Here is a 21,196-nt window from a genome sequence, read left to right on the forward strand (position 1 = left end):
CGCATCCGCAAATTGACTCACAGCAGGCAAACACGACTCAGATCCACTGTCCGCCGATACACGTTCTTGTTGAGCCACGGGACGAAGGTGTACTCGTCGTAGGCATGGGTGCCGAGAAAAATCCAGTTGTGCAATACGCGAGACATAACCACCTCCTCAAATAAGTGCGTCGACGCGCAACCGCATGTCTATCGAGGTCGCTATTGCTGGCGAGACTGCTTTTCTCGCGACGATGCGACGGCGAATGCCATCACGCATGCGGCCTTGCTGAAGCATTCGATCGATGAAAAGATTGCTATTGCGAAGGAATGGTTGAATTCCATCGGTAGTGCGGGTGCGATGGCCAACACGCTCGCACCGCAGAGAAAGGCAAACGTTTCGCGAGCGAAGCGTGCTTTGGCAACGGCAGCGAGACCTGTGCCGACCACGACGAGCTTCGACAGGAGCAGGGCAAGCAGCCCGGCGTGGGCGTCGGACCCGCCCAACTCTAGCGGCGCTTCAATCAAAGACCACCCACAGACGACAAGCACGAGTGTTTTGAACACCCGCTCGGAGAGCGCATTCACTGCGTCGGCGTCGGTCTGTATCCCGCGCGGTGTCGACGGGAGCGCGTCGCCGTGCAGACTGATCACCGAATTTGCTGTTTCCCTTGCATTCACGACTCGCCCTCCTGGTCGGTGGCGCGCGAGACGGCCGCACTCGCCATGAAATCAAGGTATACGGCCCGGCCGTTGAAAACCATTGTACGAACGGGTGGGATTGCCTCTAAAAAAGCGTGTGGAACTCATACGGCCGTATATCCAATGGGATCGAAATCCAGTCTCGGGGATGTCGATGCGAGTAGACGGCCCGCGCCATTTCCGCGCGCAGCTATCGGCGAATAGGGAGACCTTGGTTACACGGTGTAAAGAGTGAATTGAGGCTAGCCTGGTTCGTGGCATCGCGGTTCGGCTCTATGATCCTTCCACCCGACGCCGCCCGGTGACGTATCACGTGTTCTTCACGATCCGCGCAACGGGCCTGCGCAACAGCGAAATCTAACGGAATTAGCGATGAAACTCATATTTGTAGGCGATCCAATGTGCTCCTGGTGTTATGGCTTCCACAAGGAGATGACAACCCTCGTAGAGCCAATGCCCGACCTTGAAGTACAGGTGGTGCTGGGTGGCCTGGCCGCGGGCTCCACACAGGTTCTGGACGACGCAGGCAAGCAGTTTCGCCTGACGCACTGGGCCCGCGTCGAGCAACTGAGCGGCGCGCAATTCAATCGTGAAGCGTTGCTTGCGAGGAAGAACTTTGTGTATGACACTGAACCGGTCTGCCGCGCGGTGGTAACGGCCCGTCTGATCAAGCCCGCGGCCAATCTGCTGACGGTCTTCGGCGCGTTCCAGCGGGCATTCTATGTCGATGGACTTGATACCACGAATGGCAAGGTTCTGGCAGAGATCGGCGCGTCGGCGTTGAAGGCTGCGGGGTTTGACGTCGACGCCGAGGCGTTTTTCACCGTCTGGTCCTCGGACGAAGCGATACAGGCCACTCGCGCGGATTTCGCGCTGACCCGCCGGTTGGGTGTGTCGGGCTTCCCATCGTTGTTTGTTGAGCAGAACGGAAAGATTGGGCAGCTCAGTTCGGGCTACGCTACGGCGGCCAGTGTTCAACAGACGCTCATGCGCCTGGCCGCATAAGCGCACCCACCGGGCACAGACCGTAGGCACGTCGCGCAAGAATGCGGTTATGCCGATCGCCGGACGCCGATCGCCCGGTGCGGACTCGCGGCGCAGGTGTATGCAGGGAAGGAATCGGGCCGATGCCAGAAGTATTGCCGAGGAAAAAGCCCTTTTCCTGAGCGCGCATTCTATCCACACCTCAATGGCCATATCATGGCTCGGAGCAAATACGCAGACGCATTGACCGATAGGTGGACAAGCGGCAGCCGTCCTTGGGCGTTTGAGTCATCGAGCGTCTGTTCGGGGCGCTTAACGTGTTGTTATCGGCGTGGCGTCCCGTTCAGCGAGAGTGAAACGTTACGTTTCGATTCATAAGGAGCGCGGCCATGCTGGTTAGCCGAGTCGACCCGTGGGGTCAGACGATACGACTGTTGTCATCGGGATTTCGATGCCCCAATGCGGACGCTGATACGACGCCCGTGCCAAAACGCGGGACATGCTATGGCTTCGAGGCGATGCCAGGCACTAGTCACTTACCTCATCTGAAGGTGAGTCTGATTGAGCGGACCACCTCGCTCACCGTGACCATTGCATGGCGGGACCCCACGAGCTGCTTCTACGGCGCCCAGGTCTGGCGGCTCGCGAACGCCAAGGTGTCAGGAACATGCGTGTTGAGCGGGCAACGGATCAGACGCGGGGACCGCATATTTCATCCGCAGCGCTCGAAACCTGCGCCGGTCAATGCCCGCGCGATGATCCTCGAATCGGCCCTCAACGCGATTGAGCCGTTGCAGACAAGCCAGATCTAGACGTTTTCCCTTTCGCCAGCCGATTTCCTTCTTGTATTCTCGCCCTCGCGAAGGGCCACGGCGTCTTGCCAGCACATGGTGCGCTGCGATAGCCGCGTCCTGAGACCACGCAAAAGTTGCCGAAAGAGCATTCGGGCTGGATAGGTGCGCGCATCCGAACGTATTAGTCGGGCACGCGAGCGCACGATGCGTTACACCATATCGAACAATGGTGCCGCGCAGCGTTCGCGCTTACCCTTCATTCGTTCCCGGCTGTTTGAATTGTCTCGCCAGTGACGATTCGCGGCACCTGAATACTCTGCTCTACATCTCTACATTGACCAGTGAGGTGCGAGATGGACCAGCTTTACATGTTGCGTGCATTCGTTGCTGCCGCACGATATCAAAGCTTTAGCAAGGCTGCGGAGTCGCTGAATGTGACCACGGGGTCGGTATCGAAAGCGATCGCCAAGCTCGAAGGGTGCATCCAGACGAGGGTCTTGCTCAGGACAACGAGGTCTGTTTCTTTGACTGAAGCGGCGCAGCCCTACTATCAGAGTTGCTGCCGTTTGCTCGAAGAACTCGACGAAGCGAATCGTCGCATTACGCGCTCGCGTGAAGTCGACAGCGGAAAGCTGCGGCTGATCGTGCATCCGATGCTGATGAGTGAAACCTTTGCGCGCCTGGTGCGGGGCTATCACGCCATTGCTCCCAATGTGAATCTGATCGTTTCCGTTCAGGAGGGGGCCGCCAACCTGTATGACGGCCGATTCGACATGGCGATTCTTCCGCCGCATCTAGTCGAGCAATCTGCCGTGATTCGCCGCACGTTGTCGAAGTCACAGCGCATCTTCGTCGCGGCGCCCGCTTATCTGGAGCAGTACGGTATTCCCAAAGCCGCCGCCGAGCTGAACCATCACTTTCTCCTGCTGGACACGGATTCACGGAAGAAAGGCGTGGACGTCGTCGAACTGCTTGAGAGCGAAACACGGGTGAGCGTGTCTCCCATGTCGTCGATGGACGGGAACGAAATATTGCTTAGAGCAGCGGCACTGATGGGGACCGGCATTGCCGCATTGCCTGAAACCATGGTGCGGGAGGATATCGAAGCCGGGCGCCTGACGCATATCCTGCCGCTGTGCACGACATTCGACAGCAAGGTTGAAATCTGTCTCTTCTACTCGCACCGGGAACTGCTTCCGGCGAGGCTCAGGACATTCGTCGATTATTGCACCCAGTTTTTCAGATCATCGGCTCGATATGACGTGAAGGACGCAGCGACTGTTCTGCCGCTGAATGACTATCGGGAAGACTACAGCTGGCGGCCGGCTGAGTTGCGGTATGCGCGGCCTTCACCGTTCGAATCGGTGGGCCGGTGATCCAGGCGTCGTCGGAATGAAGGTTTTTCTGCGTTGACCGAATCGATGCCCGGGCTCGCGCCCTCGCTGGCTACCTGGATCGTGACGATTGGCGTGATGTTCCTTTGATACTCGTCGATAAACCGGCCGCCGCCTGGCGGCGGCGTCCGGTCACGTGGGACGGTGCCTGGTATTGCACGGTCGTGCTCAGTGACCAGCGCTCTGACCGCCATCGACGTGCAGGATCTCGCCGGTGACGAACGGGGCGGAGTCCAGATACAAGATCGCGTTCACGATATCGCTCATTTCGCCCATATGACCCATCGGATGCAGCGCGCCGAGTGCCGCGTGCGTTTCCGCCGGGTGCATCGGCGACCTGATGATGCCCGGCGAGACCGCGTTGACACGAATGCCGCGTTTGGCGTATTCAATCGCGAGGGACCGGGTTGCCGCGTTCAGGCCACCCTTGGTGAGCGCGGCGAGTACCGCGGGCACGCCCTCGATCGCGTGGTCGGCCAGGGTGGTGCTAATGCTGACGACGTGGCCGCTGGAATGCTTCTCCATTTCAGCAATGGCGAGCTGCGTGATGTAGAAAAAGCCGTTCAGGTTCACGCCCGTGATCGCTGCATAATCTTCGGCCGTATAGCGGGTAAAAGGCTTGGCGACGAAGACACCGGCGTTATTGACGAGTGTGTCGATGCGGCCAAAGCGGGCCACGGCTTCGCTGATCACGCGGCGGGCGGTGTCGGGGTCGGCAATGTCGCCGGCCACGGCCAGAATGTTGGGATCTTCCGAGGGCTTGATGCTGCGTGCGGTGGCGGCCACGCGATAGTCGAGCTTGCGGAACGCCTTGACGACTTCTGCGCCGATGCCTTGCGAGGCGCCGGTAACGACGACGACCTTTTGTGGCGTGCTCATAGAGAACCTCCGAATCGATTGAGTGGACGCTGTTGCCGATCGGGTCCACGGCTCCGATAAGGGACTAATCTAGGCGCTTTGGCGCCGGGTTCGAATACCCTCCGGCGACAAACAGACTTGCGTGTGAGGAACAAGTTTGGCGCGACGCGCGCGGGTCGAAGGTGTCCGGCCACAAGATGGCTTCTTCACAGGCGCCAATCTGTTTGACAGCGTCGCGCCGAAGGGCATTTCGCCACAAAGAGCACATTGACTCTTCCGCTACTCGTGAGAATTGTTCACTATTGATTTTCTCCTTGAAGCTTTTTGAAAGCGGAGCTTTACTGGAAACTTCTTGCATGATCATCCGGCCTCTTGGTAAGCCATCAGATACAACAATCCGGTCAAGCCGAATAACATGGAGTCGGATATTCCAGATCAGGTAGACGAGTCGCCAGGTTAAAACGTATCAGTCACCCCTGAATCACCGAAACGCGAGGAGTTCGACATGAGCAATGCACAAACACCCAACGAAGCCGAGACAGCTGCCGGTACAGCGCAGACGGTCGACATGAAGCTCGAGATTGTTGTCATCCCGGTCTCTGACGTCGATCGCGCCAAGCAGTTCTACGTCAGGTTAGGTTGGAGGCTCGACGTCGATATCGCGAAGGACGACCAGTTTCGGGTTGTCCATTTCACGCCCCCGGGCTCGCAATGCTCGATCCTCTTCGGCAAGGGCGTCACGACGGAAGAGCCGGGCTCGGTGCAGGGACTCCATCTCATTGTGTCCGATATAACCAGGGCGCACGCGGAGCTTGTGGAGCGCGGCATCGACGTGAGCGAAGTTTTCCATGATGCCGGCGGCCTTTTCCACCGTGCGGGCGAGGAAGGGCGCGTGAGCGGCCCGCAACCGGCGCGGAGCAGCTATGGTTCCTTCGCCTCGTTCAGCGATCCTGACGGAAATGGCTGGGTCTTCCAGGAGGTGACCACCCGACTCCCCGGAAGAGTAGACGCGCGGGCCACGACATTCACTTCGGCAACAGAACTCGCAGGGGCGCTACGACGCGCCGCGGCCGCGCATGGCGAGTATGAAAAACTCTCCGGACAGCATGACGAAAACTGGCCGGACTGGTATGCCGGCCATATCGTTGCAGAACAGGCCGGCACGCAATCGCCGGCATGAACCAGGCGGCTGATGGCTAGGCCAGCTACGAAGCGCGTGGATTATTTGTCCGGTTGATTGACCTGGCCGGTGTACCGGTCGAGATGAATTTCCACGTCAGGATTTTTCTGCAGTCCAAGTTCCATCAGCTTCCTGATATCCCGCTGTGCCGCTGGACGTTGTACGGAGGTAATGAAAGCGTCCCACGGTGGCCCGACCTCGCTATCGGGCGGGAGAGTCGCGATATTGACGAAGTGCTTGATCTCCCCGATGGTTTGCTTATCGAAGGATGCAATGCGGCGGGCCAGGGTATCGACAAACCTGTCCAGTTCGGCATCCGGAAAGGAGCGGTTGACATAGCCGTAGCGTTCGGCAAGTTCGCCGTTGATATCGTTACCGCTCAGCAGAATTTCCAGTGCGCGGCCTCGCCCCATCAGACGGGGAAGACGGGACATCGGTCCGCCGCCGGGAACGAATCCGGCACCCACTTCGAATTGGGAGAGCACGGCTTTTTCACGGCTGGCGAAGCGCATGTCGGATGCAAGCGCCAACTCACTGCCGACGCCCGTAGCCCGGCCCCGGATCGACACGATCGACACCACGGAAGAGCGGCTCAGGCGAGTCAACATATCGGGTAGTGGCGGCATGCCTGTCGGACCGGGCGGCATGCGCGTCGTGACTTCGAGGGGTGGCACAAAGTCGTAGTGAGTCAGGAAAAAACCGGGTACTGCGCTATCGAACACCACGACCTTCAGTTCGGGATCGTTCTCTATCTGGGTGATCACGCTGTTCAACTGCGGTATGGATTCCGGACCAAACATATTGAAGGGTGGATGGTCGATGGTGACGCGGCAGTATGCCGGCGTCACGCGCTTGATCCTGAACTCCTGCTTCGCGCCGGCTTCCGGTTGCGCACTTTGATTCGCAGCGGTCGAGCGCAACGGATTTGTTCGCGACCGACACAACTGTTGTTCTAACCTGGCCGTTTACCCGGAGGGTTTGCTTCCACACAATCGCTACAACTACTGCGAACTACGGTTTGCGGCCGGTCGAAGCGATAACGATGTGAGGCTTGCCAACTGGCTGCCTCGACAGGCGACTCAATTGGACAATCGTGAAGGTGCTTGCCCAGGATTTGCGTTGCTGCCGCACTCATCGCTCCACCTCATTGGACTCTTTGCCAACAGGAGCTTGTATGGCTGACAATATTCTTCCCCAGACCCCGTCGCGCCGTCGGTTTATCGGCGTGGCAGCGGCGGCCGTTGTTGCGGGCTCGTTGAGTCGACTCGCTTTCGCGGAGACGAATCAAACCATCACTGAAGTCACGAAGTCGAGCGGCGGTGACAAGACCGCTATTCGTCCACTTCGTGTGCACGCGCCGGAATCGCAACTCATCGAATTGAAGAGGCGTATCAAGGCAACCAGGTGGCCTGACCGCGAGACGGTGACTGATGCGTCACAAGGCGTGCAACTCGCGACAATGCAGAAGCTCGCACGGTATTGGGCGACCGACTATGACTGGCGCAAAGTCGAAGCGAGGCTGAACGCGCTGCCGCAGTTCGTCACGGAGATCGATGGGGTCGACATTCATTTCATCCACGTTCGTTCGAAAGATGCCAATGCGTTGCCGGTTATCGTCACGCATGGGTGGCCGGGTTCGATCATCGAGCAGTTGAAGATCATCGGTCCGCTGACCAATCCGACCGCTCATGGCGGGACGGCGTCGGACGCATTCGATGTGGTGATTCCGTCGCTCCCGGGTTACGGGTTCTCAGGCAAACCGACGGCGACCGGCTGGGATCCTGTTCGGATCGCACGCGCCTGGGTCGTACTGATGAAGCGGCTCGGCTACACGCGATATGTGGCGCAAGGCGGCGATTGGGGGAATGCTGTCACGGAGCAGATGGCTCTGCTGGCACCGCCGGAACTGCTCGGCATTCACACCAATATGCCGGCAACTGTGCCGGACGACATTGCACAGGCACTCAAGCTCGGAGAGCCGGCGCCAACAGGTCTCTCACCCGATGAGAAGCACGCGTTCGACCAGCTCGACTATTTCTACAAGCACGGTCTGGGCTACGCATTGGAGATGGCGAACCGCCCGCAGACGCTGTACGGCATTGAGGATTCGCCTGTCGGCCTCGCCGCGTGGATGCTCGACCACGACTCAGCCAGCCAGGCGCTCATCGCACGCGTGTTCGACGGTCAGTCCGAAGGGCTTACGCGGGACGACGTTCTCGACAACGTGACGCTCTATTGGCTCACGAACACCGCAATTTCATCAGGGCGGTTGTATTGGGAAAACAAGCTCAACTTCTTTGCTCCCAAACATGTTGCCATCCCGGTTGCCGTCAGCGTCTTTCCAGATGAAATCTACGCTGCCCCGCAAAGCTGGACAGCGAAGGCGTATCCCAAGCTGATTCACTATAACCGCCTTCCCAAAGGCGGACATTTTGCGGCTTGGGAGCAGCCGCAAGTTTTCTCGGAAGAGGTTCGCGTGAGCTTCCGGTCGCTGCGTTGAACGCAAAGATGCAGGCGACGTTGAAACGGCTGGCGGGGTCGTAAAGGTGCTCGTTCGCTGACATCCTGTTTGCGGAAGGTCAGCGACGGGAACATCCGCTCCATACGCACATCTTGTCGCGTGCAACAGACGACCGGTTCAATGAGGACTGTCCTGTCTGGCATACGTTGACTCCCATCCGCCGCCGAGCACCTTGCACAGCGTGATGAGGTTCGCGTCGGCGTCGGCCTTGCTCTGTTCAAGATTACTCTGCGCATCGAGCAACTGTTTCTGCACGTTAAGCACGTCGAGGAAATCCACCGCACCTGCCTTGTACCGTTGCCGCGCAATCGACAGCGCGCGCTGGTTCAGGCTCACGACCGTTTTCAGGCGATCGCGCCGCCGCTGTTCGGCGTCATAGACGACGAGCGCATCGTCCACCTCGCGCCATGCCTGGAGCACAGTGTGCTTGTAGACAATCGCCGCCTCCTGCTGCTGCGCCTCGCGCAAATGAAGCGTGCCCTTGAGACGTCCGCCTTCGAATATCGGCATTGTGATCGACGGTCCCACGACAAACTGACCGGACGCCCAGTCGGCGAGATTCGACAACTGCAGGCTCTGGAACCCCGCGCTGCCGTTCAGCGATATGCGCGGATAGAAGTCGGCCTTCGCCATACCGATCGTCGCCGTGGCTGCATGCAGTTGGGCCTCCGCTTTTCTGATGTCGGGTCGGCGCTGTACCAGTTCCGACGGAACGCCAATCGGCACCTGATCGGGCAGTGCCGGCACATCGTGCGGCTCGGCGAGCATCTGCTGCAATGCGCCGGGTTCCTTTGCCAGGAGCACGCCGATCGCATTGATCGTAGTCGTGCTGCGCGATTCGAGCGTCGGAATCAGGCTTTCGATCGACTCCGCCTGGGCCATCGCGTTGGCTACGTCCAGGTCCGTCGTGACGCCTTCATGCACCCGGTTTTCCGTGAGCTTCGTGGCGTCGTGGGCGATTTCAAGGTTCTGTTTCGCGATCTGGAGCAGGGCCTGCGTGTCGCGCAGTTGAATGTAGTCGCGCGCGAGTTCGGCGCGGGTGGACAGCAGGATTGCGTTGCGGTCCTCGTACGAGGCATCGGAGAGCGCCGACGCGGCCTCGACACCGCGTCGGACGCGACCCCAGAAGTCGAGTTCCCATGAGGCATCGAAACCGAACTGGTAAAGATCGTAAGCGGGCGAGCCCTTGGCGCCCGGCAATGGCGCGACGCCAAGCGGCGCGCTGCCCGATGCCGACTGCGTCTGACTCCCCGTCGGGGTGACGCCAAGCAGCGACAGGATGCCGTTCGGACTCCCACGCTCGCGGTTATAGGAGGCGGCGCCGTTCAGCGTCGGATATTCTTCGGCACCGGCAATGCGCTGTTCCGCCCGGCTTTGCCGCAGACGCGCCGATGCGGCCGCCACATCGAGATTCGCATCGGTCAGTTGTTGTTCCAGCGAGTTCAGTATCGGATCGTTGAACAGCGTCCACCATTCCGGCGTGAATTCGGATTCGACTGCTTTGCTCGAAGCCCGCGCGGCTTGGGTGCGGTTGAACACGTCGGGCGTGGCCGTCTGCGGAGGTTCGAAGTTCGGGCCAACCAGACAGCCCGTGAGCATGGAGCACAGCAGCAACGCGAGCGCCGGCGTGCGGAGGGAGAAGTCGCTCGCGTTCATTTCGCGTCCGCTCCCGCGATCCGCATATCGGCACGCTTGCCGACGGCGACCTCCGTTTCGACGGAAAGGCCCACGCTCAATGCGGACGCAGCCTGTTGTCCGTGATCGATGCTGATCCTGACCGGCACGCGCTGGACGATCTTGGTGAAGTTGCCCGTTGCGTTGTCGGGCGCGATAGGCGCGAAGCTCACGCCCGTGGCGGGCGCAAGACTATCGACATGGCCCCGGATCGTCACGTCAGGAATGCTGTCGACCTTGATACGCACGGTGTCGCCGGGTCGCATCCGGGCAAGCTGGTTTTCCTGGAAGTTGGCGACGATATAAGCGTCCGACAGCGGGACAATCGCGAGCAGCGGCGCGCCGGTCGTCACGAATGCGCCGACGCGTGCCGAACGTCGTCCGACCTTGCCGTCGATGGGCGCGTGGATCTCGGTATACGACAGGTTGAGTTTCGCCTGCTCAAAAGCGGCTTCGGCATGCGCCAACGCGCCGGCGGCCTTGTCGCGCTGTGTCTTCAGAACGTCGAGATTCTGCTCGGTCGCCACGAGCGCGGCGCGGTTGCGCGCCTGCTGCGCGAGTTCCTCGGCCAGCGTGCTTGCGGCGTGCTGCTGCTCCTGTGTCGTTCCCGCACCGGTTTCCGAGAGATTGCGGTAGCGCGCGGCGTTCGCGCGCGCAAACCCGAGCGTCGCGTCATCTGCGCGCAGCGTGGCACGCGCCTGATCGACGAGCGCAGGCTGTCGTGCAATCTCGGCCTCGTAGTTCGCGACCGATGCCCTGGCTGCCGCCACGTCCGCCTGCGCACTCATCAGGGCGGCGCGGAAGTCGCGGTCGTCGATGCGTACCAGTAATTGCCCGGCCTTGACCTGCTGGTTGTCTTCGACCAGCACCTCGGAAAGCTGGCCCGCGACACGCGGCGCGACCAGCGTGAAATCGGCCGTCACATAGGCATCGTTCGTGGTCTCGCTGGTTGAGCCGGAAAACAGCCATATGCAGGCCAGTATAGCGACGCCGAGTATGACCACATACGCGGCAAGACGAATTGTTCTGGGAGGAAATCGGGTAGCGGATGACATAGATAGCGTCGCTTAGCGGGAAGGGGGCTGCGTCGTGCTCCAGGGCGGATAAACACGCACGGGTAACACCGGAATAACGAAAAGAAAGGCGACGGCGATACCTGCCATCACGCGATAGAGATCCGCCGATGTGAGTACGACGGCCTGCTCGTGGAGCCGGTGTGCGAGTTCACCGAGACCGTGAACGGCATCGATGCTCTGGCCCGTGACCAGCGCGTTGTTGCCCAGGTGGTCCACCAGCATGCTCGAATGAAAATGCTCGCGCGCAGTGCCCAGACCTTCAATGAGGCCGGTTGCCGCAGCGCCGGACAATGTTTTGACTGTGTTAAACATGGCCGAAGCAAACGGACCATCCGTTGGCGGCAAGCCAGTCGTGACGCCCATCAGGATTCCCATGATCACCATCGGTTGCGCCAGGATCTGTAACGACTGAAGCCAGTAGAAGTTCTCGCGAACCCAATCGGAGGTCACGAAACTCCCCAGAAAGCACGTGGTGGCCATCAGGGAAAGTCCAATGGCCATGATCCAGCGGTGGTCGACCTGCCGGAGGTTCAGGACGGCGGCGGTTGCAGGGAGCGTAATCAACAGGGGAATGGCCACCAGCAAAAACAGCGGCGTGGTTTGCAGTGGCCTGTAACCGTGAATCTGTGCGAGATACTGGCTGGGTATGGCGGCAACGCCCACCAGCAGCGTAACTGCGCCCACCAGGGTCAGCAGTCCGTGCGTGAAGTTCCTGCGGGCAAGCAGTTGAAGTTTGAAAAACGGCAGCGGATTAAACCATTCGTTCACAAGGAACGCCACGAGCAACAGCGTCCCGCCGCAAAACATCGTGGAGATCAACGTGGAGTTCAGCCAGTCGAGGCGATCACCCTGCAGCAGACCGATCACGAGCATGGCGATGGCGGGATAACCGAGTATGAATCCGGTCCAGTTGAACGAACGGAACCGTTCGAGTTTAGTGGCATCCGCCGGCAGTCCTTTGTAGATTGCCACGCAACTCACGAGGCCAAGCGGCAAGATTTGCCAGAATGCCATTTGCCAGCCGACATATTCCGTCCATAACGCGGCGAGAGGCGTGCCGAGCGCCGGTCCGAAGGTCGCGGTCAGTGCATATCCCGCGAGCCCATATAACTTGACCTTCGGGGGCAGGTAACGCAGCGCCACGATGATCAGCATCGGCGGCAGACATCCGCCTGCGACGCCCTGCAGCGCACGCAATACATAGAGCGTCAGCAGGTTCGGCGCAAAGGGGCAGAGGAATCCAAGGACCATCACGGCCAGCACGGCGCCGATCGTGAAGCGCTTCAGCGTGAACGTCACGCCGAACCACGGCGCGAATACCATCGTGGCCACGTTCGTCGCCTCGAAGAGCGTGGTCAGCCAGGTCCCGTCATCACGTCCGATCGAGAACGCGCCGCGAATATCCGCGAGCGCTACCGCGGTGACCTGTTCGTTCAATATCGCCAGCAGCGACGCCAGCAACATGCCGAGCAGGCCGATCGTGAGCCGCAGTGGCAGCTCCGCTTCGGTGGACGTTTGCTGTGCTGGAGTCCCTGTCGCGGGTACAGAGACAGGCGCCGACGATGGCGCAAGCTTCGGTTCTCCTGTTCCAGTTATCGGTGAGTTGGCGCTATTCATAAGGGTCCGGCCACCAGTATTTAATGGGGCATTCCGTCGGGAAATCTCCCTGTCACGCCCGGTGCTCGCAAAGATCCCGGATGCGCCGCGAAGAAGCCCGATCCGATGACCTTATAGTTTTTACTGCACTCATTCCAGCCGGTTCACTCACGTATTGCTGCCACGCAATGAGTTGATTTCATTCTAGGAGACAGGCCTGCTCTCCTGAAGTCAAAAAGGCCGCTTATCGGTCCATTCCATTCACAAATCCAGCCAAGGTCACCACAGAAACGGGGACAACGCACTCACCTGGAAACGTTCTTTTTCCATTCGGCTAACAGAACAAATTTTGGCAAAGGTGTAGCGGTGCGAGCCGCTTTTTTCTGGCACGCTTTAGAGATTCCGGGGCAATATGGCATTGCGTCTGGCTAATGCGGACCCACTGACGCCGATGAATCGCTAGGTCCTGCTTTATTCAAGCGTTGTTGACTGGGGAACTGACAAATGAAATTTTCGATGAAAAATGAAATCCGCTCAGACGACGTATCAACGATTGAGCATGCGATGAAGACCGTCGACGCCGACGCAAAGGTCAACGTCGACATTGACACGAAGATAGTGAGCGTCGATTCATGGCTGATGCCTGAAGAGTTTCTCGTCGCTTTCGAGGACGAAAACTATGAGGTGATCATCGTCGAAGCGTAGACAGGCATGAGACTGGATTCAATCGCAGCGGCTTTAGGGGTGGCCGTGGAACGTCTGATGGTTATGGTCAAGCAGACACACGTGGTCCAAGCTCGACTGGCTGTTCAGGGCTAGCGCTAGCGGCGTCTCTCTTTTGGGCAGCGCGCCGCTGAGCGCTTCAATGCTGCGGTGGTTCGACGTCGAACGCAATCCGTCCTGCGGGCAGAAGCGTGAGCGAGATGACAGCGCCGCCCTTGGTTTCCGGAAAGTGGTGGCTTCCCGGTGCCGGTGCCGTCCAGCCGCCATAACACCAGCCGTTCGGACCTGCGAGCGCAGCGCCTTCGTGAAGCGGTACCACCAGATTGAACTCGCCATACGGGTGCGAGTGATAGTCGCCACGGAAGCTGCCGTCGGCGTTGTTCTGGGCGTTATCCGTGCTGTCCATCAGCACCGCTGTAATGCTGAAGAAGAACGTCTCCGCGCAGGGCGCAACGAGTCGTGAACGACGGTAACGCGGGCCGGCGATTTCGGCGTCGGCCGCCCAGCCCTCGTTCACGCCGAGAATAATCAGTCGTGACAGATCCCTGTACAACTCGCTTTCAATGCCATATTTCGTATTCAGCCATTGCTCGACCTCGGTGCTCGTGGTCATGTCCTTGACCTCTTGCAGAAAGGGGATAAAACGGGCGACAAGTTCGTCTTTGGTACTGGTGAATTGGGTCTGGGACATTCAAGTTCGTCCTTGGATTGAACGTCGTGCACAGCAGGCATGAGGAGCACAGCGTCCACGTATCAAGAGAGGGTTGGATGATGCCTGGATCGTGAGGATAGGCGTAGCGCCATTCTGTTTTCCAGGGATAAAAAAGGCACCGGCTAGCGGCGCCCAGCAGGTCAATGGTGCTTAGTGACCGGCACTCTGGCCGCCGTCGACGTGCAGGATTTCTCCCGTGACGAACGGTGCGGAATCAAGGAACAGGATAGCGTCGACGATATCGCTCATCTCGCCCATGCGCCCGAGCGGATGGAAGGCGCCCAGCGCTTCATGGGTTTCCAGCGCGTGCATCGGCGTCTTGATGATCCCCGGCGCCACGGCATTCACGCGAATACCTTTCCTCGCGTACTCGATTGCCAGCGACTTCGTGGCGGCGTTCAGACCACCCTTCGTCAGGGCTGCCATGACCGAATACACGCCGCTGATCGCATGGTCAACAATGCTGGCGGTCACGCTAACCACGTGGCCGCTCGAATGCTTTTCCATTTCGGCGATGGCGAGTTGCGTGACGTAATAGAAGCCCGCGACGTTCACATTCATGACCGCGGCGTAGTCTTCGGCGGTGTATTGGGTGAAAGGCTTGCCGATGTAAATGCCGGCGTTGTTCACCAGCGTGTCGATCCGGCCAAACCGTGCGACGCCTTCGGAAATGACACGTTGGGCGGTCGCTGGATCACCAATATCACCGGCTACTGTCAGGATGTTCGCGTCGTCCGACGGCTTGATCGAACGTGCGGTCGCAACAACGCGGTAGTCGAGCTTTCGAAATGCCTTCACGACTTCGGCGCCAATGCCTTGCGATGCGCCGGTAACGACGACAACTTTATGTGACGTGTTCATGCTTTGCCCTGAAAATAAGTTGCTCGGCTTCGACGCCGACCCGGCCGACGGCTCCGATAGAGGCAGCGATAGAAGAACGGCAAGGTTCAGTGCCATCCAGTCCGCGTCAATTTGCGCAAGACCAGCAATCTTTTGACTGCCAATGAGAGCACTCTACGTTCTATGGACTTTCACCGACGCTTTAGCTGTGATGGTTTGGGGACATTTGCTGCTCATTTTCGGCCACCACGCTAAATTCTCCGGAATCCTAGCATTCGCAAGGTGGAGTCGGCTCGCGGCATACGCGCGCCATGCTGACCTTGATCACGCGACAGTTGACCAGCACCGAACAGTGCGCACGATTTGTTGCATGGAGTGGAATCACATCAGCTGCATGCTGTACTTTCCCGGCATCCACCGCTGCTACCCAGTGATTCATTTGCTACACTTGATCACGACGCGGACCTGTGCGGCGCGTCGGTTGACGCTGACGGCGGCGGCTGAGTTGCAAATCAGCGCGACTCGATTTGACAGCTTCAATTTCAGCACATTCAACACCAATACGGCCTGAAAGAGAGAAGGGCATCAGGGCCACCGCTCTGCTCGCTTGGGTTGTCGAGCGACGCCGACTTCTCTGCCAAAGCTACGACGTCGCGCCTGCCGCTGAAGCGGCACTTCACATACCGTTGAGTAAAGAGACTCAGTGTAAGCAGTTCACGAATTCGTCAGCCAGGAATCGCTATGACGCGGTGATCCGACACGGGTCGTTGACGTTTTTTCCGTTCATGGACCTGGCGCCGCAATTGCGGGCCCAAGCGTCGGTCCTTCATCGCAGAGCATGAAATAGTGCGGAGGTGTCGCCATGATTGAGTCTTCCGATTTCCGGAGCAGAAAGATAGCGCTTAGTCACGGAGGCGGCCGCATGCCCGCGCTCGGATTCGGCACGCTGATTCCCGATGCAGCTACGACTACCAGTGCTACCAGAGACGCGCTGGACGCCGGCTATCGACACTTCGATTGCGCCGAGCGATATCGAAACGAGCGCGAGGTGGGCGAAGCTCTGCGGATAGGGCTGGCTGCCGGAGGGATCGCGCGCGAAGACGTCTTCGTGACGACAAAATTGTGGAATTCCAATCACCGGCGCGAGCGTGTCGAACCGGCGTTCGAGGCAAGTCTTGACAGACTCGGGCTCGACTATCTCGATCTCTATCTGATACACACGCCGTTCGCATTCCAGGCGGGAGATGAGCAGGACCCGCGCGACGAAAACGGCGACATCATCTACGATAAAGGCGTGACTTTGCTAGACACGTGGAGGGCGATGGAAGATCTCGTCGACCATGGAAGATGCCGGGCCATTGGACTGTCCGACATCGGCTTGAACGAATTGCGGCCTCTCTATGAATCGGCACGAATCAAGCCGGCGGTGGTGCAGGTCGAAGCACATCCGTATCTTCCGGAAACAGAGCTTCTGGAATTCTGTAGGGAGAAAGAGATCGTGTTTTTGGCCTTTGCGCCATTGGGTCACGGAATCAGGCCGGGGCCGCTTGAGGATCCGGTCATCTCGCAGATTGCTGCACGAATTGGAAAGACGCCAGCACAGGTACTGCTTGCCTGGGCGATCCAGCGCGGCGGAGCTTTGCTCACCACCCCCAAGACTGCCGTCCGCGCGCGAGAGAATTTCGATATCTCCGCGCTTCCGGCAGAGGCGTTCGACGAGATCAACCGGATTGAGACGAGGCAGAGGTACAACGAAGTCGTCAAGACGGGCAGCCCCGGGTTTATTCCGCGGCGTCCGCAATAGATAGACGTGAACGGTATTCGGAGGCACGCCATGCAGGAAGACAAGATACGTGAAGCCCTGAACGCGCACTGGCACGCGTCGGCGGTCGGTGATCTCGACGCAGAACACGATATTTACGAGGATGATGCCATCTGTGACTATCCCCAGTCAGGTGAACGAATCATTGGGCGAAGCAATTTGCAGGCACTGCGGAGTCATCATCCAGATAAGCCATCGGGTTTCAATGTCAGGCGAATTCAAGGTGAAGGTAATCTCTGGGTCACGGAGTACACCATCACTTATGAGGGGCGAGTGGCTTTCACGGTAAGCATCATGGAGTTCTGCAACGACAAGGTCATTCACGAGACCCAGTATTTTTCGGATCCCTTCGAGGCACCGGGTTGGCGGAGTCGCTGGGTTCAACAGATTGCGTGACGTCGCATAGTATGTGTTCGCGAGAATGCCGTCCGACAACTCGACAATGCCGTACGCAGTGATGCTCACCGGAACACATGCTTATGAAGACGAAAGCAGGACTTCTGCTGGCGATAGTGTTGGTCACGATGCAAGCCGCTCATGCGGCGGATCTGGTCATTCTCTCGGCGGCTGCGATGAAAGGTGCACTGGAGAACCTGCCCGAACGATATCTGGCTGCAACAGGCGATCGCGTGCGCCTCATTTACGGCACCGCGGGACAGGTGCGTGAGCGGGCAATCTCGGGACTGGCGTTCGACCTCGTCATCGTCCCACCCGAGCCCCTCGCCAAACTGACCGAGCGTCAACTTGTCAGGAAGGGTTCACAGGTAGATATCGCACGCGTGCGGCTCGGAGTCGCGGTCAAAGCCGGTGCCGCGTTGCCCGCGATCAATGACGAGCCGGCGTTCACGAAGGTCCTGCTCGATGCCCCTTCGATCGGTATGGCCGATCCCGCCACCGGCGCTACTTCCGGCATCTATCTGGCCCGGTTGATTGACCGTCTCGGGATTGGCGGCACGGTGGACCCCAAGGTCAAATATTATCCGGAAGGGCAAACCGCCATGGAAGCGACGGCACGAGGCGAGGTGTCCCTCGGATTGGGGCAGACCAGCGAAATCAAGCCCGTGCAGGGTGTCATCCTCGTCGGGCCGATCCCGGAAAATTTGCAGCTCGTAACGACCTACGTGGTGGGCATCGGCACAAAGAGCGAGCATCCGGATGCAGCGAAGAAACTCCTGTCTTATCTCACCGGACCCGCCGTGCAGGCGTCTTTGAAGGCGAACGGATTCGACGTCGTCTCGCGGGGAGGGGAACAATGAGCAACACGAAAGACACGCAGCAGAGGGGCCAGCGCCGCCGTTTGCTGCAAGGCGCGGCGCTAACCGTGATGGCCGCGTCGGTGCCGCTTTCTGCCAACGCGGCGGCGCCGCGGATCATTGCTGGAGATCACTGGGCGCAGAAAGGTGCGGTGAAACTGTATCTGTATCGCAAGCGACTCGCGGACGACCGCAACGCAAGTTCCGGCCGGAAGCCGGTGTTATTCCTTGTGCACGGTTCGTCGTTTTCGGGTCGTGGGGGCTTCGACCTGCAAGTGCCGGACGCGGAGAACTACTCGTTCGTGGACGAGTTTGCTCGCTACGGCTTCGACGTCTGGACCATGGACCATGGACCATGGACCATGTGAGCATCGGCAAGCGCACCAGCGTGCCTTTGGCGACCTCGTCGCGCACCAGCCGATCAGCGCAGGTCAACACGATATCTGTATCGGGGATCAATAGCTTGAGCAACGTGATGTCGTCGCATTCGACATGCACCGGCAAGACGGTCCCGTCCGGTAATCCAGGCGACGCGACGTGAGTTCGACCGAGCCGCCGTGGCGATCGAAGATGCGCAAGCCGCACGTCTGCTCGAACGCGGCGATGCTGCGGCTGAACGCTGGCTGGCTCAGGTGAACGCGATTGCAGCACTTGGTGCATGCCTATTGGACGAAGGCGTGGCCGAAGTTAAGATCATGCTTCTGCAAGCTCTGGCAAGATTGCGTTGGCGACGGATAATAGCGGCTACGTCATTTAGAGCACCATTTTTAGGATTCCCCCATGGAAATTAAAGTCAACTTTCTCGATAAGCTACGTCTTGAAGCGAAGTTCGATGACTTCACGGTAGTGGCCGACCAGCCTATCCGTTATAAGGGCGATGGCTCGGCGCCTGGTCCCTTCGATTATTTTCTGGCCTCGTCGGCCTTGTGTGCAGCTTACTTTGTGAAGTTGTACTGCGTAAATCGCAATATTCCTACCGAAAATATCCGCCTGTCGCAGAATAATATTGTTGATCCGGAAAACCGGTACCAGCAGATTTTCAAGATTCAGGTTGAGCTGCCGCCGGATATCTCGGAAGCAGACCGCCGAGGTATTTTGCGCTACATTGACCGTTGTACGGTGAAAAAAGTAGTGCAAGCCGGACCCGAGTTTGTAATTGAAGAGGTAGAGAACCTGGATGCGGATGCTCAGTCGTTGCTGACGTTGAACGCGGCTTCTGACGCCAGCACCTATATTGCGGGCAAGGATCTGCCGTTGGAGCAGACCATCGCCAATATGTCGGCCATTTTGGCGGGCTTGGGCATGAAGATTGAAATCGCTTCGTGGCGCAATATCGTTCCAAATGTGTGGTCGCTGCATATCCGCGATGCGCACTCGCCGATGTGTTTTACCAATGGTAAAGGATCGACCAAAGAAAGCGCGTTGGCGTCGGCGTTGGGAGAGTTTATCGAGCGCCTGAATTGCAACCACTTCTATGGCGGTGCGTTTTGGGGCGAAGACATCGCCAATGCGGAGTTTGTACATTACCCGGATGAGCGCTGGTTCAAGCCTGGTTCTGAGGATGCGCTGCCGGCTGAAATTCTGGATGCGTACTGCCTGGAAATTTATAATCCCGATGGCGAGTTGTATGGCTCGCATCTGTACGACACCAACTCCGGCAATGTGCAGCGCGGTATCTGTTCACTGCCGTATGTGCGGCAGTCGGACGGCGAAGTGGTGTATTTTCCGTCCAACCTGATCGAAAACCTATTCGTCAGCAATGGCATGAGTGCCGGTAATACGCTGGCCGAAGCGCAGGTGCAATGTCTGTCCGAAATTTTCGAACGGGCGGTAAAGCGTGAAATTCTGGAAGGTGAAATCGCATTGCCTGATGTGCCGCACGAAGTGCTGGCGAAATACCCTGGCATTCTGGCCGGGATTCAGGGGTTGGAAGAGCAGGGCTTTCCGGTGCTGGTAAAGGATGCGTCGCTGGGCGGAACCTACCCGGTGATGTGCGTCACATTGATGAACCCGCGGACAGGCGGTGTCTTTGCCTCGTTCGGCGCACACCCGAGCTTCGAGGTGGCGCTGGAACGGAGTCTGACGGAATTGCTACAGGGGCGCAGTTTTGAAGGCCTGAACGATTTACCTCAGCCCACCTTTGTCAGTAACGCCGTGACTGAATCAAATAACTTTGTTGAGCACTTCATTGATTCCAGCGGTGTGGTGTCGTGGCGCTTTTTCAGCGCCAAAGCGAATTTCGAGTTTGTTGAGTGGGATTTTTCTGGCCAAGGTGAAAACTCTAACGCCGAAGAAGCCGCAACGTTGTTCGGAATTCTCGAAGACATGGGCAAAGAGGTGTACATGGCGGTGTATGACCAGTTGGGCGCCGTAGCCTGTCGGATTTTAGTGCCCGGTTATTCGGAAATTTACCCGGTAGAGGATTTGGTCTGGGATAACACAAACAAGGCGCTGTTGTTCCGCGCCGATATTTTGAACTTGCATCGCCTGGACGATGCCGGCCTGGCAGCAATGCTTGAGCGGTTGGATAACAGTGAACTGGATGAACACTCCGATATTGCCACTTTGATCGGCATCGAATTTGACGAGAATACGGACTGGGGGCAGCTAACAGTTCTCGAGTTGAAGCTGCTGATTCATCTCGCCTTGCAGCAATTTGAGGCGGCGCAAGAGTTGGTGGGAGCCTTCCTGCAGTACAACGACAACACGGTCGAGCGCGGATTGTTTTACCAGGCCTTGAATGTGGTGCTGGAGGTGCTGCTCGATGACGACCTGGAACTGGACGACTACGCGGTCAACTTCCGTCGGATGTTTGGCAACGGCCGGATGGACGCGGTAATGGGGTCAGTGGACGGCAGCGTGCGCTTCTATGGGTTAACGCCGACGAGTATGAAACTGGAGGGTCTCGATAGGCACCACCGCCTGATCGACAGTTATAAAAAATTGCATAAGGCGCGGGCCAATGTGGCGGCTACAGCGAGTTAGGGATACGACAGGGAAGTGATGGTTGACCATCGACCTGTGATCCCTTTCCGACCGGTCGTTCTCGTCCGACCGTACGATGCATGCCCCGGAAACCGTGCGTCGCG

At 58.6% G+C, this 21,196-nt stretch carries 23 protein-coding genes; 13 read left to right on the forward strand and 10 right to left on the reverse strand.

Annotated features, from left to right (window positions below):
• Positions 1–17: 17 nt before the first annotated feature.
• Together HF916_RS51570 and HF916_RS35650 are read right to left on the reverse strand one after the other, a co-directional pair.
• Positions 18–146 (reverse strand): hypothetical protein, encoded by a 129-nt coding sequence (locus HF916_RS51570; RefSeq protein ID WP_277352302.1) that lies wholly within the window; start codon positions 144–146, stop codon positions 18–20.
• A 54-nt stretch (positions 147–200) separates the two neighbouring features.
• Positions 201–632, reverse strand: a complete 432-nt coding sequence (locus HF916_RS35650; RefSeq protein WP_240975813.1) for a hypothetical protein — start codon at positions 630–632, stop codon at positions 201–203.
• A 420-nt stretch (positions 633–1,052) separates the two neighbouring features.
• Between HF916_RS35650 and HF916_RS35655 the strand changes: the two genes are divergently transcribed.
• From HF916_RS35655 to HF916_RS35665, 3 genes are all read left to right on the forward strand, one after another.
• On the forward strand, positions 1,053–1,685 hold the full coding sequence (locus tag HF916_RS35655) for a DsbA family protein (protein ID WP_168793489.1): 633 nt from the start codon (positions 1,053–1,055) through the stop codon (positions 1,683–1,685).
• A 497-nt stretch (positions 1,686–2,182) separates the two neighbouring features.
• Complete coding sequence (locus tag HF916_RS52150) at positions 2,183–2,476, forward strand: DUF3331 domain-containing protein (RefSeq protein WP_168793490.1); 294 nt, start codon at positions 2,183–2,185, stop codon at positions 2,474–2,476.
• A 350-nt stretch (positions 2,477–2,826) separates the two neighbouring features.
• The gene (locus tag HF916_RS35665) at positions 2,827–3,834 is read left to right on the forward strand and encodes a LysR family transcriptional regulator (RefSeq protein WP_240975850.1); all 1,008 of its coding nucleotides are present in this window, start codon (positions 2,827–2,829) and stop codon (positions 3,832–3,834) included.
• A 186-nt stretch (positions 3,835–4,020) separates the two neighbouring features.
• Here the strand turns inward: HF916_RS35665 and HF916_RS35670 are convergent, their stop codons facing one another.
• Positions 4,021–4,731 carry an SDR family NAD(P)-dependent oxidoreductase gene (locus HF916_RS35670; protein WP_168793492.1) on the reverse strand — a complete coding sequence of 237 codons (711 nt, stop codon included), beginning with the start codon at positions 4,729–4,731 and terminating at the stop codon, positions 4,021–4,023.
• A gap of 484 nt (positions 4,732–5,215) precedes the next feature.
• On the opposite strand from HF916_RS35670, the gene HF916_RS35675 reads away from it, so the two are divergent.
• A complete protein-coding gene (locus HF916_RS35675) occupies positions 5,216–5,890 on the forward strand; it encodes a VOC family protein (protein ID WP_168793493.1) in 675 nt (224 codons plus the stop codon).
• Between the two features lie 41 nt (positions 5,891–5,931).
• On the opposite strand, the gene HF916_RS35680 is transcribed toward HF916_RS35675, so the two are convergent.
• On the reverse strand, positions 5,932–6,810 hold the full coding sequence (locus HF916_RS35680) for an enoyl-CoA hydratase/isomerase family protein (RefSeq protein WP_168793494.1): 879 nt from the start codon (positions 6,808–6,810) through the stop codon (positions 5,932–5,934).
• 254 nt (positions 6,811–7,064) lie between these two features.
• On the opposite strand from HF916_RS35680, the gene HF916_RS35685 reads away from it, so the two are divergent.
• Positions 7,065–8,390 carry an epoxide hydrolase family protein gene (locus HF916_RS35685; protein ID WP_168793495.1) on the forward strand — a complete coding sequence of 442 codons (1,326 nt, stop codon included), beginning with the start codon at positions 7,065–7,067 and terminating at the stop codon, positions 8,388–8,390.
• Between the two features lie 138 nt (positions 8,391–8,528).
• On the opposite strand, the gene HF916_RS35690 is transcribed toward HF916_RS35685, so the two are convergent.
• Genes HF916_RS35690 through HF916_RS35700 form a run of 3 tightly spaced genes read right to left on the reverse strand, consistent with a single transcriptional unit; the run spans position 8,529 to position 12,778 of the window.
• Complete coding sequence (locus HF916_RS35690) at positions 8,529–10,067, reverse strand: efflux transporter outer membrane subunit (RefSeq protein ID WP_168793496.1); 1,539 nt, start codon at positions 10,065–10,067, stop codon at positions 8,529–8,531.
• On the reverse strand, positions 10,064–11,140 hold the full coding sequence (locus tag HF916_RS35695; protein WP_168793497.1) for an HlyD family secretion protein: 1,077 nt from the start codon (positions 11,138–11,140) through the stop codon (positions 10,064–10,066). The genes HF916_RS35690 and HF916_RS35695 overlap by 4 nt, the downstream gene beginning before the upstream one ends.
• Before the next feature lie 12 nt (positions 11,141–11,152).
• Positions 11,153–12,778 carry an MFS transporter gene (locus HF916_RS35700; RefSeq protein ID WP_168793498.1) on the reverse strand — a complete coding sequence of 542 codons (1,626 nt, stop codon included), beginning with the start codon at positions 12,776–12,778 and terminating at the stop codon, positions 11,153–11,155.
• 483 nt (positions 12,779–13,261) lie between these two features.
• Here HF916_RS35700 and HF916_RS35705 point away from each other — a divergent pair, with 483 nt between their 5' ends.
• Entirely contained in the window at positions 13,262–13,462 is a 201-nt protein-coding gene (locus tag HF916_RS35705; RefSeq protein WP_168793499.1) for a copper chaperone, read from the forward strand.
• Between the two features lie 157 nt (positions 13,463–13,619).
• Here the strand turns inward: HF916_RS35705 and HF916_RS35710 are convergent, their stop codons facing one another.
• Positions 13,620–14,171 carry a DUF4863 family protein gene (locus HF916_RS35710; protein ID WP_168793500.1) on the reverse strand — a complete coding sequence of 184 codons (552 nt, stop codon included), beginning with the start codon at positions 14,169–14,171 and terminating at the stop codon, positions 13,620–13,622.
• A gap of 171 nt (positions 14,172–14,342) precedes the next feature.
• Positions 14,343–15,053: an SDR family NAD(P)-dependent oxidoreductase gene (locus HF916_RS35715; RefSeq protein WP_168793501.1), complete on the reverse strand. Its 711-nt coding sequence runs from the start codon at positions 15,051–15,053 to the stop codon at positions 14,343–14,345.
• A gap of 349 nt (positions 15,054–15,402) precedes the next feature.
• Here HF916_RS35715 and HF916_RS35720 point away from each other — a divergent pair, with 349 nt between their 5' ends.
• The 5 genes from HF916_RS35720 to HF916_RS35740 all read left to right on the forward strand — a co-directional run bounded on the left by HF916_RS35720 (position 15,403) and on the right by HF916_RS35740 (position 18,475).
• Complete coding sequence (locus tag HF916_RS35720) at positions 15,403–15,603, forward strand: hypothetical protein (protein ID WP_168793502.1); 201 nt, start codon at positions 15,403–15,405, stop codon at positions 15,601–15,603.
• A gap of 291 nt (positions 15,604–15,894) precedes the next feature.
• Entirely contained in the window at positions 15,895–16,836 is a 942-nt protein-coding gene (locus tag HF916_RS35725) for an aldo/keto reductase (protein ID WP_168793503.1), read from the forward strand.
• Between the two features lie 30 nt (positions 16,837–16,866).
• The gene (locus HF916_RS35730; protein WP_168793504.1) at positions 16,867–17,250 is read left to right on the forward strand and encodes a nuclear transport factor 2 family protein; all 384 of its coding nucleotides are present in this window, start codon (positions 16,867–16,869) and stop codon (positions 17,248–17,250) included.
• Between the two features lie 83 nt (positions 17,251–17,333).
• Positions 17,334–18,110: a molybdate ABC transporter substrate-binding protein gene (locus HF916_RS35735; RefSeq protein ID WP_168793505.1), complete on the forward strand. Its 777-nt coding sequence runs from the start codon at positions 17,334–17,336 to the stop codon at positions 18,108–18,110.
• A complete protein-coding gene (locus HF916_RS35740; RefSeq protein ID WP_168793506.1) occupies positions 18,107–18,475 on the forward strand; it encodes a hypothetical protein in 369 nt (122 codons plus the stop codon). The genes HF916_RS35735 and HF916_RS35740 overlap by 4 nt, the downstream gene beginning before the upstream one ends.
• Before the next feature lie 87 nt (positions 18,476–18,562).
• Here HF916_RS35740 and HF916_RS51775 read toward each other — a convergent pair whose 3' ends face one another.
• The gene (locus HF916_RS51775) at positions 18,563–18,739 is read right to left on the reverse strand and encodes a LysR family transcriptional regulator (protein WP_168795761.1); all 177 of its coding nucleotides are present in this window, start codon (positions 18,737–18,739) and stop codon (positions 18,563–18,565) included.
• Here HF916_RS51775 and HF916_RS35750 point away from each other — a divergent pair.
• Together HF916_RS35750 and HF916_RS35755 are read left to right on the forward strand one after the other, a co-directional pair.
• The gene (locus tag HF916_RS35750; protein WP_168793507.1) at positions 18,665–18,898 is read left to right on the forward strand and encodes a hypothetical protein; all 234 of its coding nucleotides are present in this window, start codon (positions 18,665–18,667) and stop codon (positions 18,896–18,898) included. The genes HF916_RS51775 and HF916_RS35750 overlap by 75 nt on opposite strands.
• On the forward strand, positions 18,888–21,092 hold the full coding sequence (locus HF916_RS35755; RefSeq protein ID WP_168793508.1) for an OsmC domain/YcaO domain-containing protein: 2,205 nt from the start codon (positions 18,888–18,890) through the stop codon (positions 21,090–21,092). Before HF916_RS35750 ends, HF916_RS35755 begins: the two co-directional genes overlap by 11 nt.
• Positions 21,093–21,196: the final 104 nt, after the last annotated feature.

The sequence above is a fragment of the Paraburkholderia aromaticivorans genome, assembly GCF_012689525.1.
Classification (GTDB): Bacteria; Pseudomonadota; Gammaproteobacteria; order Burkholderiales; family Burkholderiaceae; genus Paraburkholderia; species Paraburkholderia aromaticivorans_A.

Bases quoted from the DNA above. Each gene is read 5' to 3' on its own strand.
- HF916_RS51570 (WP_277352302.1), bottom strand. From the start codon at position 146: ATGTCTCGCGTATTGCACAACTGGATTTTTCTCGGCACCCATGCCTAC.
- HF916_RS35655 (WP_168793489.1), top strand. From the start codon at position 1,053: ATGAAACTCATATTTGTAGGCGATCCAATGTGCTCCTGGTGTTATGGC.
- HF916_RS52150 (WP_168793490.1), top strand. From the start codon at position 2,183: ATGCCAGGCACTAGTCACTTACCTCATCTGAAGGTGAGTCTGATTGAG.
- HF916_RS35665 (WP_240975850.1), top strand. From the start codon at position 2,827: ATGTTGCGTGCATTCGTTGCTGCCGCACGATATCAAAGCTTTAGCAAG.
- HF916_RS35670 (WP_168793492.1), bottom strand. From the start codon at position 4,731: ATGAGCACGCCACAAAAGGTCGTCGTCGTTACCGGCGCCTCGCAAGGC.
- HF916_RS35675 (WP_168793493.1), top strand. From the start codon at position 5,216: ATGAGCAATGCACAAACACCCAACGAAGCCGAGACAGCTGCCGGTACA.
- HF916_RS35685 (WP_168793495.1), top strand. From the start codon at position 7,065: ATGGCTGACAATATTCTTCCCCAGACCCCGTCGCGCCGTCGGTTTATC.
- HF916_RS35690 (WP_168793496.1), bottom strand. From the start codon at position 10,067: ATGAACGCGAGCGACTTCTCCCTCCGCACGCCGGCGCTCGCGTTGCTG.
- HF916_RS35695 (WP_168793497.1), bottom strand. From the start codon at position 11,140: ATGTCATCCGCTACCCGATTTCCTCCCAGAACAATTCGTCTTGCCGCG.
- HF916_RS35700 (WP_168793498.1), bottom strand. From the start codon at position 12,778: ATGAATAGCGCCAACTCACCGATAACTGGAACAGGAGAACCGAAGCTT.
- HF916_RS35705 (WP_168793499.1), top strand. From the start codon at position 13,262: ATGAAATTTTCGATGAAAAATGAAATCCGCTCAGACGACGTATCAACG.
- HF916_RS35710 (WP_168793500.1), bottom strand. From the start codon at position 14,171: ATGTCCCAGACCCAATTCACCAGTACCAAAGACGAACTTGTCGCCCGT.
- HF916_RS35715 (WP_168793501.1), bottom strand. From the start codon at position 15,053: ATGAACACGTCACATAAAGTTGTCGTCGTTACCGGCGCATCGCAAGGC.
- HF916_RS35720 (WP_168793502.1), top strand. From the start codon at position 15,403: ATGGAGTGGAATCACATCAGCTGCATGCTGTACTTTCCCGGCATCCAC.
- HF916_RS35725 (WP_168793503.1), top strand. From the start codon at position 15,895: ATGATTGAGTCTTCCGATTTCCGGAGCAGAAAGATAGCGCTTAGTCAC.
- HF916_RS35730 (WP_168793504.1), top strand. From the start codon at position 16,867: ATGCAGGAAGACAAGATACGTGAAGCCCTGAACGCGCACTGGCACGCG.
- HF916_RS35735 (WP_168793505.1), top strand. From the start codon at position 17,334: ATGAAGACGAAAGCAGGACTTCTGCTGGCGATAGTGTTGGTCACGATG.
- HF916_RS35740 (WP_168793506.1), top strand. From the start codon at position 18,107: ATGAGCAACACGAAAGACACGCAGCAGAGGGGCCAGCGCCGCCGTTTG.
- HF916_RS35755 (WP_168793508.1), top strand. From the start codon at position 18,888: ATGGAAATTAAAGTCAACTTTCTCGATAAGCTACGTCTTGAAGCGAAG.